The organism is Caballeronia udeis (assembly GCF_044909315.1).
GTDB classification, from domain to species: Bacteria; Pseudomonadota; Gammaproteobacteria; order Burkholderiales; family Burkholderiaceae; genus Caballeronia; species Caballeronia udeis_A.
In genome coordinates, this window is sequence record NZ_JBIYEB010000007.1 from 76,196 (window position 1) to 88,283 (window position 12,088).

General features: G+C 60.5%; 14 protein-coding genes and 1 pseudogene. 7 read left to right on the top strand and 8 right to left on the bottom strand.

The features are described 5' to 3' along the window. Window positions 1–23 precede the first annotated feature (23 nt). On the top strand, window positions 24–455 hold the full coding sequence (locus ABH944_RS13685; protein WP_062090974.1) for a DUF1841 family protein: 432 nt from the start codon (window positions 24–26) through the stop codon (window positions 453–455). 97 nt (window positions 456–552) lie between these two features. Here the strand turns inward: ABH944_RS13685 and ABH944_RS13690 are convergent, their stop codons facing one another. Further along, window positions 553–933, bottom strand: a complete 381-nt coding sequence (locus ABH944_RS13690; RefSeq protein ID WP_404607028.1) for a c-type cytochrome — start codon at window positions 931–933, stop codon at window positions 553–555. 79 nt (window positions 934–1,012) lie between these two features. Beyond that, window positions 1,013–1,378, bottom strand: a complete 366-nt coding sequence (locus ABH944_RS13695) for a c-type cytochrome (RefSeq protein ID WP_097261818.1) — start codon at window positions 1,376–1,378, stop codon at window positions 1,013–1,015. A gap of 418 nt (window positions 1,379–1,796) precedes the next feature. Here ABH944_RS13695 and ABH944_RS13700 point away from each other — a divergent pair, with 418 nt between their 5' ends. The 5 genes from ABH944_RS13700 (at window position 1,797) to ABH944_RS13720 (ending at window position 6,404) form a co-directional block, all read left to right on the top strand. Then, window positions 1,797–2,639, top strand: a complete 843-nt coding sequence (locus ABH944_RS13700; protein ID WP_062090977.1) for an AAA family ATPase — start codon at window positions 1,797–1,799, stop codon at window positions 2,637–2,639. A 13-nt stretch (window positions 2,640–2,652) separates the two neighbouring features. Beyond that, window positions 2,653–3,288 carry a GNAT family N-acetyltransferase gene (locus tag ABH944_RS13705; protein WP_404607031.1) on the top strand — a complete coding sequence of 212 codons (636 nt, stop codon included), beginning with the start codon at window positions 2,653–2,655 and terminating at the stop codon, window positions 3,286–3,288. A gap of 18 nt (window positions 3,289–3,306) precedes the next feature. Further along, window positions 3,307–4,482: a vWA domain-containing protein gene (locus ABH944_RS13710; RefSeq protein ID WP_404607032.1), complete on the top strand. Its 1,176-nt coding sequence runs from the start codon at window positions 3,307–3,309 to the stop codon at window positions 4,480–4,482. Between the two features lie 382 nt (window positions 4,483–4,864). After that, window positions 4,865–5,818 (top strand): transaldolase, encoded by a 954-nt coding sequence (tal, locus tag ABH944_RS13715; RefSeq protein WP_404607033.1) that lies wholly within the window; start codon window positions 4,865–4,867, stop codon window positions 5,816–5,818. A 169-nt stretch (window positions 5,819–5,987) separates the two neighbouring features. Next, window positions 5,988–6,404, top strand: a complete 417-nt coding sequence (locus ABH944_RS13720; RefSeq protein WP_404607035.1) for a VOC family protein — start codon at window positions 5,988–5,990, stop codon at window positions 6,402–6,404. A gap of 22 nt (window positions 6,405–6,426) precedes the next feature. Here the strand turns inward: ABH944_RS13720 and ABH944_RS13725 are convergent, their stop codons facing one another. The 6 genes and pseudogenes from ABH944_RS13725 to ABH944_RS13750 form a co-directional block, all read right to left on the bottom strand. Then, a complete protein-coding gene (locus ABH944_RS13725; RefSeq protein ID WP_404607037.1) occupies window positions 6,427–7,536 on the bottom strand; it encodes an FUSC family protein in 1,110 nt (369 codons plus the stop codon). Between the two features lie 139 nt (window positions 7,537–7,675). Beyond that, window positions 7,676–9,226: a monocarboxylate uptake permease MctP gene (mctP, locus tag ABH944_RS13730; RefSeq protein ID WP_404607342.1), complete on the bottom strand. Its 1,551-nt coding sequence runs from the start codon at window positions 9,224–9,226 to the stop codon at window positions 7,676–7,678. Further along, window positions 9,226–9,480, bottom strand: coding sequence for a DUF3311 domain-containing protein (locus ABH944_RS13735; RefSeq protein WP_404607038.1), 255 nt, complete (start codon window positions 9,478–9,480; stop codon window positions 9,226–9,228). The genes mctP and ABH944_RS13735 overlap by 1 nt, the downstream gene beginning before the upstream one ends. Before the next feature lie 226 nt (window positions 9,481–9,706). After that, the gene (locus ABH944_RS13740; protein ID WP_404607040.1) at window positions 9,707–10,630 is read right to left on the bottom strand and encodes a class I SAM-dependent methyltransferase; all 924 of its coding nucleotides are present in this window, start codon (window positions 10,628–10,630) and stop codon (window positions 9,707–9,709) included. Further along, on the bottom strand, window positions 10,627–11,100 hold the full coding sequence (locus ABH944_RS13745; protein ID WP_404607042.1) for a DNA-deoxyinosine glycosylase: 474 nt from the start codon (window positions 11,098–11,100) through the stop codon (window positions 10,627–10,629). The genes ABH944_RS13740 and ABH944_RS13745 overlap by 4 nt, the downstream gene beginning before the upstream one ends. 11 nt (window positions 11,101–11,111) lie before the next feature. Further along, window positions 11,112–11,663 (bottom strand): annotated as a pseudogene (locus ABH944_RS13750) (chorismate--pyruvate lyase family protein); the annotation flags it as partial. 148 nt (window positions 11,664–11,811) lie between these two features. Here ABH944_RS13750 and ABH944_RS13755 point away from each other — a divergent pair. Continuing rightward, a complete protein-coding gene (locus ABH944_RS13755; RefSeq protein WP_404607043.1) occupies window positions 11,812–12,069 on the top strand; it encodes a hypothetical protein in 258 nt (85 codons plus the stop codon). Window positions 12,070–12,088 lie beyond the last annotated feature (19 nt).

The following is a 12,088-nucleotide window of genomic DNA, read 5'->3' on the forward strand; positions in this document are numbered from 1 at the left end:
CTCTGAAAACGACCGCCACAACCATGTTCAACCCCAGCCGCGACGAAGTTCGCCAATTTTTCACCGACACCTGGCGCAAGCAGCGCGAGGGTGGCGTCCTCACGCCGCTTGAGAGCATTGCGGCGGATTGGATCGGCGAGCATCCTGAATACCAGCAAGAACTCGCCGATCCCGATGTAACCCATGCCGACTATTCGCCGGATCAGGGCAAGAGCAACCCGTTCCTGCATTTATCGATGCATCTCGCCATTACCGAGCAACTTTCCATTGATCAGCCGCCCGGTATCCGGCGCGCGCATGAGCGGCTGGTCGGACGCCTGGGTTCGACGCACGACGCTCAGCACGCGATCATGGAATGCCTCGGGCAGATCATCTGGGAATCACAGCGCAACAACACGCCGCCGGACACCGACGCGTACCTTGCGCTGATCGAACAGCGGGCGTCACGAGACTGAAGGATCAAAGGCTGAGTCAAAAACGAAAACACCCCGCGGGTAGCCACCGGCGGGGTGTTTTTTAGCGCACATCAAGACAGCGGCAAGCCGGTGATGCTTACTTCTTCACGACCAGGTCGCCTTGCAGCGATTCGATATACGCCGAGATGTCTTTCAGGTCGCTTTGCGACAAGCTTTGCACCTGCGCGGCCATGATCGGGTTGCTGCGCCCGAAGTTCGGATTGCCGTTGCCCATCTGGTACTGGCGCAGCGCCCAGTAGAGATAGTCGGCGTGCTGGCCTGCGAGCTTCGGATATTCCGCGCTCACCGGCTTGTTCAGGTTCGGGCCGTGGCAGGCCGCACAATTGTGGGCCTCGGTAAGCACCTTGCCATTGCTTGCATCGGCTGCATGCGCCGGCTGCATGGCCAGGACGCCGATCGCGCCGATCAGCGCGGCTGCCGTGCATGCTGTCTTCAACACTGTGTCGAGTGCCTTCATGAATTCTCCTATCCGCGATTAGTGATTACCGGGTGACGGGCGCCGTGGATCTGACAATCAGATTCGGGCGCAGCGCGGATCACTTGTCGGGATTGTTCTTCGAAGAGGGGGTTTGCGCGGCGTAATACGCAGCAATGTCTGCTATATCCTGATCGGACAGCGTGGTCGCTATGCCATGCATGGTCTCGAAATGGCGGTCGCCCTTCTTGTAGGCATGCAGCGCGTTCTCGATATAACGCGCGCTCTGGCCGCCAAGCATGGGAACCCGGTAGACCTCGGGATACGCGGTGCGGTAACCGGGAATGCCGTGGCACCCGATACACATCGCAACTTTGCCCTGGGCTGCCTTCGCATTGCCCACGACATCGGCGGATGCCTGTGTCGCGAAGCCGGCAAGCCCCGACAGCGCTGCGATCACGGCACATTTGCCGACGAATTTATTCATAGCTTCTAACCTGGCATGAGGGGAAATCCGGCACCTTGGACGCCTGGCGTTCCGGGACTTTCTCGGGACTGGTCAAACGGACGCGCTCTGAATCCTGCCTTGGAGCACTGCCCCGCGCGGATTCGTGCAGATTCGCGCGGGTTCGTTCACCAGCCACGCGGGCCAAAAAAATCGCGCTAATTGTACCGCGCGACCTACCCTGCGTCCACCGGCCGCAGCGGGGCCAGCCCCATTGCGCAAGGCCGCTGCGCCTGGGGTCCCGGGAGACTGCGACAATCTGTCCGATAGACATTTGCTTCTTCCTCGGCAGCAATGGCCCGGTCGAGCGCGGGTTGCGTGCGATCGGGCGTTCCCGAGGCGCCGCCGCCAAAACCCTTCTGACTTATACTGCAATTTTTCCTTCTCCGAGGGACGCGTCATGCGTTTTGAAGGTTCATCGCAGTACGTCGCCACCGACGATCTCAAGCTCGCCGTCAACGCCGCCATCACTCTGCAGCGCCCGCTCCTGATCAAGGGCGAGCCCGGCACCGGCAAGACCATGCTGGCCGAGGAAGTCGCCGCCGCGCTCGGCATGCCGCTCCTGCAATGGCACATCAAGTCGACCACGAAGGCCCAGCAAGGCCTCTACGAGTACGACGCGGTGTCGCGCCTGCGCGATTCCCAGCTCGGCGACGAACGCGTGAAGGACATCCGCAATTACATCGTCAAGGGCGTGCTGTGGCAGGCATTCGATGCCGATGAACCCGGTGTGCTGCTGATCGACGAAATCGACAAAGCGGACATCGAATTCCCGAACGACCTGCTGCGCGAGCTCGACCGGATGGAGTTCTACGTCTACGAGACCCACGAACTGGTGAAAGCAAAACACCGGCCGCTGGTGATCATTACGTCGAACAACGAGAAAGAACTGCCCGACGCGTTCCTGCGCCGCTGCTTTTTCCACTACATCAAATTCCCCGAACCCACGACGATGAAGCAGATCGTCGAAGTGCATTTCCCCGGCATCAAGCAGGAACTGCTCGCCGCCGCGATGCAAAGTTTCTTCGAGTTGCGCAACGTGTCGGGCCTGAAGAAGAAACCGTCGACATCGGAACTGCTCGACTGGCTGAAGCTGCTGCTGGCCGAGGACATTGGTCCGGAGGCGCTGCGTTCCACCGACCAGAAACAGGTCATTCCGCCGCTGCACGGCGCATTGCTCAAGAACGAACAGGACCTGAGCCTGTTCGAGCGCCTGCTGTTCATGAACCGCAACAACCGCTGAAAGGGCTGCACGCATGAGCCGCTGGATCGAACCGGTTACGCTCGAAGGCACGTATGTGAGACTCGTGCCGCTCGAACGCGAGCACCAGGACGCACTTGCCGACGCCGCCGCGGACGGCGAGTTGTGGAAGCTCTGGTACACGAGCGTGCCCTCGCCCGACACGATCGCCACCTGGATGGACACGGCACTCGCCATGCGCGATTCACAAGGCGCGCAACCGTTCACGATCATCGACGCGGCGACGGGTGACGTAGTCGGCAGCACGCGTTATATGAACGTTGAAGCGGCGCATCGGCGGCTTGAGATCGGCAGCACCTGGTATGCAAAACGCGTGCAGCGCACGGCAATCAACACCGAAGCCAAGCTGCTCCTGCTCTCGCATGCGTTCGACACGCTGAAGACCATCGCCGTCGAGTTCCGGACCCACTTCATGAACCGTCAATCGCGGGCGGCCATTGCGCGGCTGGGGGCGAAGGAAGACGGGATCCTGCGCAATCACCAGATCGGCCGGGACGGCATTTACCGCGATACGGTGGTGTTTTCGATTATCGAATCCGAGTGGCCGGCCGTGCGCGCAAATCTGCGCGGCAAACTTGAAACGCGGCACGAATCCCGGCTTGAATCCCGGCTCATCACGCGGCTCGACTGATTGGGCAAGGAGCCCGGCATGCTGATCGACTTTTTCTACTCCCTGCGCAGCGCCAAGCTACCCGTTTCAGTGAAGGAATACCTGACACTGCTTGAAGCGCTGAAGGCCCAGGTAATCGGGCCGTCTATCGACGAGTTCTATTTTCTCGCGCGCATGACGCTGATCAAGGACGAAAAATATTTCGATAAATTCGATCAGGCGTTCGGCACATATTTCCACGGCATCGCAGCGCTCGATGAAAACGCGTTCGACGTACCGCTCGAGTGGCTCAAGAAACGACTGGAGCGCGATTTCACGCCCGAGGAAAAACGCCAGATAGAAGCGCTTGGCGGTATCGATAAATTGATGGAGCGCCTGAAGCAGCTTCTCGATGAGCAGAATGAGCGGCACGAAGGCGGCAGCAAATGGATCGGATCAGGCGGAACGTCGCCGTTCGGCAACGGCGGGTTTAACCCGGAAGGGATCCGGATTGGCGGGGATTCCGCCGGGAATAGAACGGCCGTCAAGGTTTGGGACGAGCGCGCCTACAAGGATTACGACGATCAGGTCGAGATCGGGACACGCAATATCAAGGTGGCATTGCGCCGCTTGCGGCGTTTCGCGCGTGAAGGCGCGGCTGAAGAACTCGATCTGCCGGACACCATTCGCAGCACCGCCGCCAATGCGGGCTGGCTGGATCTGAAGATGGTGCCGGAGCGCCACAACAATGTGAAGGTGCTGATGCTGCTGGATGTAGGCGGGTCAATGGACGACCACATCAAGCGCGTTGAAGAACTCTTTTCCGCGGCGAAATCAGAGTTCAAACATCTGGAGTTTTATTACTTCCACAACTGCGTCTATGACTATCTGTGGAAAAATAATCGGCGGCGACATGGTGAGCGCACCGCCACGTTTGATGTGCTGCACAAATTTTCGCCGGATACGAAGCTGATTTTTGTCGGCGACGCCACCATGAGTCCGTATGAGGTCGTTCAACCAGGCGGATCGGTTGAATATAACAATGCCGAGGCGGGTGCGGTCTGGTTAAGGCGGCTCGCCGATCAGTTTCCCCATTTTGCGTGGCTCAACCCGGAGCCGGAAAGACTGTGGGAATACCGGCAATCGGTGTCGATCATTCGTCAGGTGCTCGGCGGACGAATGTTCGGGCTGACGCTTGGCGGACTCGAAAGCGCAATGCGGGCGCTGTCTAAATAATCGGCGCTTGGAGCAAGTGGCGGGCGTTGTCACACAGGCGCGGCGGGCGTAGATTGATTGCATCGACGCGAAATATTCACGCGAAAAACGTGTAATGGACGGGTTGACGAACGGATCAACGGGTGAACTCTCGACGCCACCCACCGTCGAAACGAACTGCGCACCGTATGCAATGCAGCAGTTCGGCGGCCGGACGCAGGAAACACGGCCGCGAACCATGCCGTACTCTGCGCCGAATGGCGTGGCAGGAATAGAATGGCATTTAGGGCGAGCCGCTCGCCAGCAGCTTTGGCGCAGCATCGGCACCGGCGGCCTCGCAAAACCCTTTCACCCGCGGGCACTCCGCATCTTTGACAACGGCACAACGCGCCGAAAACCAGATATGACCTCCGCTCTCGACCAGCTCAAGCAATACACGACCGTTGTCGCCGACACCGGCAACTTCCAGCAACTCGACGAGTTCAAACCTCAAGATGCGACCACGAACCCGTCGCTGATCCTGAAGGCCGTCCAGAATGACTCTTACAAGCCGCTGCTCGAGAAGACCGTCAAGGAGCACGCAAGCAAGCCGATGGCGCAGATCATCGACCAGTTGCTGATCGCTTTCGGCAAAGAGATCCTGAAGATCGTCCCGGGCCGTGTATCAACGGAAGTCGATGCCCGCCTGTCGTTCGACATCAAGGGTTCGATCGCCAAGGGCCGCGACATCATCAAGCTGTATGAAGACTCGGGCATCGACCGCAAGCGCATCCTGGTCAAGCTGGCGTCAACGTGGGAAGGCATCCGCGCGATGGAAACGCTGCAGAAGGATGGCATCCACTGCAACATGACGCTGCTGTTCTCGACCGCGCAAGCTGCAGCCGCAGCGGACGCCGGTGCGCAGTTGATCTCGCCGTTCGTCGGCCGGATCTACGACTGGTACAAGAAGTCGGCCGGCGCGGATTGGGACGAAGTCAAGATGGGCGGTGCGAACGATCCGGGCGTGCAGTCGGTGCGCAAGATCTACGCGTACTACAAGAAGTTCGGCTACAAGACCGAAGTGATGGGCGCGAGCTTCCGCACGGTTAGCCAAATCACGGAACTGGCCGGCTGCGACCTGCTCACCATCAGCCCCGACCTGCTGAAAAAGCTCGCCGAGAGCAACGAAAAGGTCGAGCGCAAGCTGTCGCCGGAAGCGGTCGCAAACGATCCGGTGAGCAAGATCGCTATCGATGAATCGAGCTTCCGCTTCCTCGTCAACGACGACGCCATGGCGACCGAAAAACTCGCCGAAGGCATCCGCGCGTTCGCGGCAGACGCGGTCAAGCTCGAAAAACTGATCGAAGCGCTGAAATAATTTCTCGTTCGTAACACCTGCATTGCGCGTCTGAAAACGGGCGTCGGCGTTATTGCGCCGACGCTTTTTTTTATGCGGATCGAGGCTGCGCGGTGCGTTTTTAGCCCCCGGGCGTGGGCTAGACTTTTGGCACGGGCAGCAGGGCTGCCCGACAAACCAGGAGTTGCCAATGCGTCTCGAACCCTATTTGTTCTTCAACGGCCGTACCGAAGAAGCACTCGCGTTCTACCAAAAAGCGCTAGGCGCGCAAACACTGTCCGTCCTGCATTTCAAGGACTCTCCCGAGGGTGTGACCGCCACGCCCGAATGGCTGGACAAGGTCATGCACGCCACCTTCCGGATAGGGTCAAGCGTGATCATGGCATCGGACGGCGTGAACCCCGCTCCGCAGTTTTTTTCAGGCTTCAGTATTTCGATAGTCGCCGACGACTTCGCTTCAGGCCAAAGAATGTTTGACGCATTGAGCGCGGGCGGCGAGGTACGGATGCCGTGGCAACCGACGTTCTGGAGCAGCGGTTTTGGCATGGTCTCCGATAAATTCGGCATGCCTTGGATGGTGACCGTGATGGGCGACATGGAGGGCTGACGCCGCCTTCGTCTGCATCGCTTTATCGATGAAACGGCTGCGCGCCTTCGATGTTCCATTGCCGCTCGATCTCGATCAGCCGCAAGCGCAGCCGGTCGACCTGTTCCGCCAGCCGTTGCGCGAGCCAGTACGGTCCCTGCAGCTCAGGTGCCAGGCTCGCCGCGACATTCGCCGTCTGCTCCAGTCGCGCCGATGCTGCGGCAGGCCCCGTCGCAGCGTGCAGCAAACCCACCCGCCCAAAACGCAACGCGCGTGCAATCAGCAGCAACGTGTGCCGTACCGCGCGCTCGTCAGTGTGAGCCCTCCCGGTGAATCCGGGAGCGCCGGCCGGCACGGCCGCCGCCATCATTTCCAGCGCGGTGAGAAGCGAGCGGTGCTGGCGCTGGATGTCGTCGAGCACGGCAGCCGGCACATTGATTTCCTTTGCCACCGACGCCAGCAAGGAGCGCGAACTCACCAGCCTCGCGTTCATCGCGAGGAAGCGCTTGGTCAGGGTATCAGGGGGAATTGGCCGCCCTTCCATGATCGCGCCGTAGATCTGCGCGCTTTCGCGCATGTTGTCGGCGAGCCGGTAGCGCCATGAATAGGTGGCGTATTGGGGCAGCACGAACGAAAACCCAAGCGCGATCACGATCCCGATCAGCACCGTCAAGGTGCGCCACAAGCCGACCTCAATAGACAGGTCTCCGTGCCCCGCGACGATGATCGTGGTAATGGCCGTCAGCAACGCGATATATCCCGGCTTGCCGATGGCGTGATACGCGCATACGCCCGCTATCACCGCGAGCAGCACGTACGTGACCATGGTCGAATGGGTGGCCGACTGCAGCAGGATCAGCCCAAGCCCGAGCGACGCCCCAAGCAGCGTGCCCAGCGCGCGCTCCGCCGCTTTCTTGCGGATATTGCCGTGATGCTGCAATCCGCCGATCACTACCAGCAAGGTCACCGACGACCATTCGCCATGCGGAATATTGATACCCGAGGTCAGCGCAATCGACGAGAGCATGGCCAGCGCCACGCGCGCCCCGTGCAGGTATTTGGCATAGCGATAACGAAAATACGGCGAGCCCAGCACATGCAGTAAGCGCCGTGCCTGGCTGCGGTGGGGCCGGGTCGTATCGGTCGAGGACATGCGGTTCCGGTGAGTTTGGCGGACGAAAGGCGGATGAAACCGGACGCGCAAAGACAAAACGCCCGCAACATCCGTTACGGGCGTTTTACCAGCTTTCGGGACACAACGGGGTTGGATCCCCGCTTTTTCCCTTTTTGGATCAGGTTTCCGCGACGTCCAGGTAATCCTCTGGACTCGTATGGTCATGCGACCGCTTCAGACCGATCACGCGCACCAGGATACTCACCACGATCGATACCACCAGGTTCACAACCAGCGCCCAGACCGCGGCGTAACCGGGGATCGCATAGCCGAACAGATGGATCGTGAAGATGGAGCCCGCCAGCTTCAGCGACACCGCCATCCACGTACCCGTCGCAATACCGGCAGCCCAGCCGAGCAGCAGGCCGCGGTGATCCAGGACCCGCGTATAAAGCCCGAGCACCAGCGCCGGCAGCGTCTGGATGATCCAGATCCCGCCGAGCAGTTGCAACTGGATGGCGTAGGTCAGCGGCAGCGCAAGAATGAACACGACGGCACCCACCTTCACCAGCAGCGACACCAGCTTGGCGACATTGGTCTCCTGCTCCGGCGTCATGGTCCTGTTCACGAACTCCTTATGCACGTTGCGCGTGTACAGGTTGGCCGCTGCGATCGACATGATGGCCGCCGGAACCAGCGCGCCAATACCGATAGCCGCAAACGCCACGCCCACGAACCACGACGGGAAGAAGTGCAGGAACAGCGCCGGGACCGCGAAGTTCGAACCATACGCCTTGAAGTACGGAGCGAATTCCGGCATGTCCTTCACGCCCGATGCCAGCGCCATGTAGCCCAGCAACGCGAGCAGCCCGAGCACCAGCGAATACGCCGGCAGCAGCGCCATGTTGCGGCGGATCGTGTTGCCGGACTTCGACGACAACACCGCCGTCACCGAGTGCGGATACAGGAACAGCGCAAGCGCCGACCCTACCGCCAACGTCGCATAAGCGCTGTAGCCGTTCAGGCTCGATGCATCCGGTGCCTTCAGCAGGATCTTCGCCGGATCGACATGGCTGAAGATCGCGCCGAAGCCGCCGAGCTGCGCCGGGATGATGATCATTGCGGCGATGATCGTGATGTAGATCAGCACGTCCTTCACGACCGCGATCATGGCCGGCGCGCGCAGGCCTGACGTGTACGTGTAGGCCGCCAGGATCGCGAACGCGATGATCAGCGGCAGGTCGCCGATGAAGCCCGTTGTATCGAAACCAAGCGCACCAATCACCACTTCAATACCCACGAGCTGCAACGCGATGTACGGCATGGTCGCGATGATCCCCGTCACGGCAATGGCCAACGCCAGCATGCGGCTGTTGTAGCGGGCGTGCACGAAGTCGGCGGCGGTCACATAGCCGAACTTCTTCGAGATCGCCCACAGCTTCGGGAACACCACGAAAGCGAACGGATAGATCAGGATGGTGTACGGCAACGCGAAGAAGCCGGTGGCGCCGGCGCCGAACACGAGCGCGGGAACCGCGACGAACGTGTATGCCGTATATAAGTCGCCACCCAGCAGGAACCACGTGACGATCGTGCCGAAGCGACGGCCGCCGAGGCCCCATTCATCGAGTTGACCGAGATCGGCCTTGCGCCAGTGAGCGGCGACAAAACCCAGGATCGTCACGCCGATAAAAAACAGGACGAAGACGAAGGTTGCGGTGGAATTCATCATCGCGGGCTCCCCGGTGTGAGCTTGGGAACGTCATGGACAGGCTTGGTCTTCACATAGACCACGGCCGTGATGACCGCGCTGATCAGCACCCAGAGCAACTGGTACCAGTAGAAAAACGGAAAGCCCCAGAGGACCGGTTCAATCTTGTTGTAAAACGGCACCCAGACAACGCCGATCCAGGGAAGAACCAGCAGCCAGAGCCACTGCTTGTTGCGGACTTGACCCGTGGCGGCCACCGCTTCTTGAGCCATGACGGCCTCCTCTTTTCTCTTGAAATATGCTTCCAGACTGTTGCTCTGCGCGGATCTCGCGGCAAAGCTCAGTCTAATAGCGCCCCGAAATAACACGTGGAGTATATGGACGCATAAAAGTGGGTCAAGCAGGGCGAACCCGAACCGTAATGAACGCGGAAAGCACTATGTAATACCTTCTTTATCGCGTGGCTCGGCTCGGCGCGGGTTCGTCCCTCGTCAGCGACTAGATCGAAAAACTCGCTGCGTTGTCCCCGCCTGCGCTGATCGACAGGCCCTTCACCCATTGGCGTGCCGGCAACTTCAATTCCTTCTCGATCAGCTTCGCGCGCTGTTCAAGCTGCGCGTACGGCACGTCGAGCGCAGGACCCGCGAACGCGATGGCAATGCGGTTGCCGTCGTGAACTTCGGGCAGCGCGATCACGCGGCCATCGAAGGCTTCGTTCAGGCGCTTCATGTTGCGCACGAAGCTTGGATGATCGCCGAACAGGTTGACCGTCACCACACCCGCCGGCGCCGTCAGGCAGGCGCGGCACGCACGATAGAACGCCACGCTGTCGAGCACGGGGCCGCGCGCGGTGGCATCGTAGACATCGATCTGCAAGGCGCCGATGGTGCCGTGATTCGCACGGTCGTTGACGAAGTCATACGCGTCCTGCTCATGGACGGTGAGGCGCGCGTCGTCGTTCGGCAGCTCGAACATCGTACGCGCCGCTATCACGACGGAGGGGTTCAGCTCGACCGCTTCAACCTTCGCGCGCTTCAGGAACGCATGCGCGAACTTGGTCAGCGCGGCCGAACCGAGACCGAGTTGCACGATGCGCTTCGGCGTTTCGATGAACAACAGCCACGCCATCATCTGCTGGGCGTATTCAAGCTCGATGTGATTCGGCTTCTTCAGGCGCATGGCTCCCTGCACCCATTCAGTGCCGAAATGCAGGAAACGCACACCGTCCTCTTCCGAAAACGTCACGGGCGCGAAGCGCGGCTTGCGGGGGACATCGATGCGCGGCGCGTCGTCGAGATCGTCATCGCGTTCGCGCTTGAAGCGCTTGTCCTGCTTCTTCAGTTGCTTGCCGTGTTTCTTGTCTTGGCGCTTGCCGCCGAACGCGCGCGCTTCAGCCGACGCACGTTTGATTAATTGGGTCATTTGAGGATGTCGCGCCAGATGCGCAATTTTTGATCGAACGAGAGGATAGCATTCGCCGGACTCGACGACGGCAGGACCAGGGTTTCGTAGCCGGCCGCACGGATCACGGGCTCGAAACGCCCGGAGGTCTTGCCGTTGAAGCAGAGCTTTTTCAGCCGCGGCGCATGAAGGCGAAATGAAGCGAAGTCGTTGGGGTTGGCGTTGCGGATCGCGGTGTCCAGGCTGCCTTCGCGTTCGCACGCGGCAAGCACGTCCCACAGGCCGATGCCACGTTTCAGGAGCTTGAGCACGCGTTCGTCGTAGGGGAGCTCGTTCAACGGCTCCTCGATCACCGTGCCTACCAGCCGCCAGAACTGGTTACGCGGATGCGCGTAGTACTGCGTCGCCACCAGCGACGCCACGCCGGGAAAGCTGCCGAGGATCAGCGTATGGGTGTTCTCATCGGCGACGGGCGGGAAGCCTTTTAGCATGCATCCCCGCGTGCGAGAAACGACCATAGGGCCGGCAGGAAACACTCGGTGACCATGAGCGGTGCGCCCAGTCTCACGAACACCGAACGGCGCGCGACAAAGGCATGGGGTTTTTCATGCTGTATTTGCCTGGCGGCAAGCCGGTATAGCGGATCGCGTGCGTCGATCCTTCGGCTGGTAAGCGGCGAACGCCACACGCTGCTGTCGCCATATAACAACTCGGCGAGCGGCCGCGTTCTCAAGCGCCGCATTGCCTGCCACACGCCCGAGCTGACATCGAACGGCACAACGCTGTGCGCCGCGACGAACGGCACGCGATTCACATTCAGCACGACTTCGCGGATCCATACCGGCGTGCGCGGCGTGATGTCCAGCGCGGCGGCTTCGTCGCGCCACGGCTGACCGACCGCCTCACGCGTGACATGGACGGTGACATCGCCCAGTTCACGCAAATGCGCGGTCAGCGAGCCGCCGCGCGTGAGCCAGTCTTTCTGATCAGCGGTGAAAGTGGGAAGCGGGCGCTCGCGCCACGCATGAGTACCGGCAAGAGGAGCTTTTGGCATGCCCGGGATTATAAAACCAGAGACGTAAATAGGAGGATTCGTATAGATGCCGGCAGACACTCACAGGAGACTGGCGAACCGGTCGGGGTACGACCGGTGCTCGCGGCGGCTTCGCGACGAGCTATCAATAAGTCATGAGAGGACACACATGCCGGTCAATACGAAACAGACATCGAAGGCAGTCGCCACGCTGGCGTCGCATACGCTGCACGACCCGAAGGCGTCGGTGATTGCCAAGAGCCTTGCTGCCTCGGCGTTATCGCAAACGCATACGATGAATCAAACGGGCGCCGAGATGGAACACAAGGCCGGGCAGGTTCTTCACAGCGATAAATATTCAAAGGACACCAAGACGCTGGCGGGATCGGTCGTCGCGCAGGCGAACAAGGAACGCCGGGCAAAATAAACCGCAACGCTGCGCAGCT

Excerpts from the sequence above, each read along its gene's own strand:
- ABH944_RS13685 (WP_062090974.1), top strand. The coding sequence starts at position 24 with ATGTTCAACCCCAGCCGCGACGAAGTTCGCCAATTTTTCACCGACACC.
- ABH944_RS13690 (WP_404607028.1), bottom strand. The coding sequence starts at position 933 with ATGAAGGCACTCGACACAGTGTTGAAGACAGCATGCACGGCAGCCGCG.
- ABH944_RS13695 (WP_097261818.1), bottom strand. The coding sequence starts at position 1,378 with ATGAATAAATTCGTCGGCAAATGTGCCGTGATCGCAGCGCTGTCGGGG.
- ABH944_RS13700 (WP_062090977.1), top strand. The coding sequence starts at position 1,797 with ATGCGTTTTGAAGGTTCATCGCAGTACGTCGCCACCGACGATCTCAAG.
- ABH944_RS13705 (WP_404607031.1), top strand. The coding sequence starts at position 2,653 with ATGAGCCGCTGGATCGAACCGGTTACGCTCGAAGGCACGTATGTGAGA.
- ABH944_RS13710 (WP_404607032.1), top strand. The coding sequence starts at position 3,307 with ATGCTGATCGACTTTTTCTACTCCCTGCGCAGCGCCAAGCTACCCGTT.
- tal (WP_404607033.1), top strand. The coding sequence starts at position 4,865 with ATGACCTCCGCTCTCGACCAGCTCAAGCAATACACGACCGTTGTCGCC.
- ABH944_RS13720 (WP_404607035.1), top strand. The coding sequence starts at position 5,988 with ATGCGTCTCGAACCCTATTTGTTCTTCAACGGCCGTACCGAAGAAGCA.
- ABH944_RS13725 (WP_404607037.1), bottom strand. The coding sequence starts at position 7,536 with ATGTCCTCGACCGATACGACCCGGCCCCACCGCAGCCAGGCACGGCGC.
- mctP (WP_404607342.1), bottom strand. The coding sequence starts at position 9,226 with ATGAATTCCACCGCAACCTTCGTCTTCGTCCTGTTTTTTATCGGCGTG.
- ABH944_RS13735 (WP_404607038.1), bottom strand. The coding sequence starts at position 9,480 with ATGGCTCAAGAAGCGGTGGCCGCCACGGGTCAAGTCCGCAACAAGCAG.
- ABH944_RS13740 (WP_404607040.1), bottom strand. The coding sequence starts at position 10,630 with ATGACCCAATTAATCAAACGTGCGTCGGCTGAAGCGCGCGCGTTCGGC.
- ABH944_RS13745 (WP_404607042.1), bottom strand. The coding sequence starts at position 11,100 with ATGCTAAAAGGCTTCCCGCCCGTCGCCGATGAGAACACCCATACGCTG.
- ABH944_RS13755 (WP_404607043.1), top strand. The coding sequence starts at position 11,812 with ATGCCGGTCAATACGAAACAGACATCGAAGGCAGTCGCCACGCTGGCG.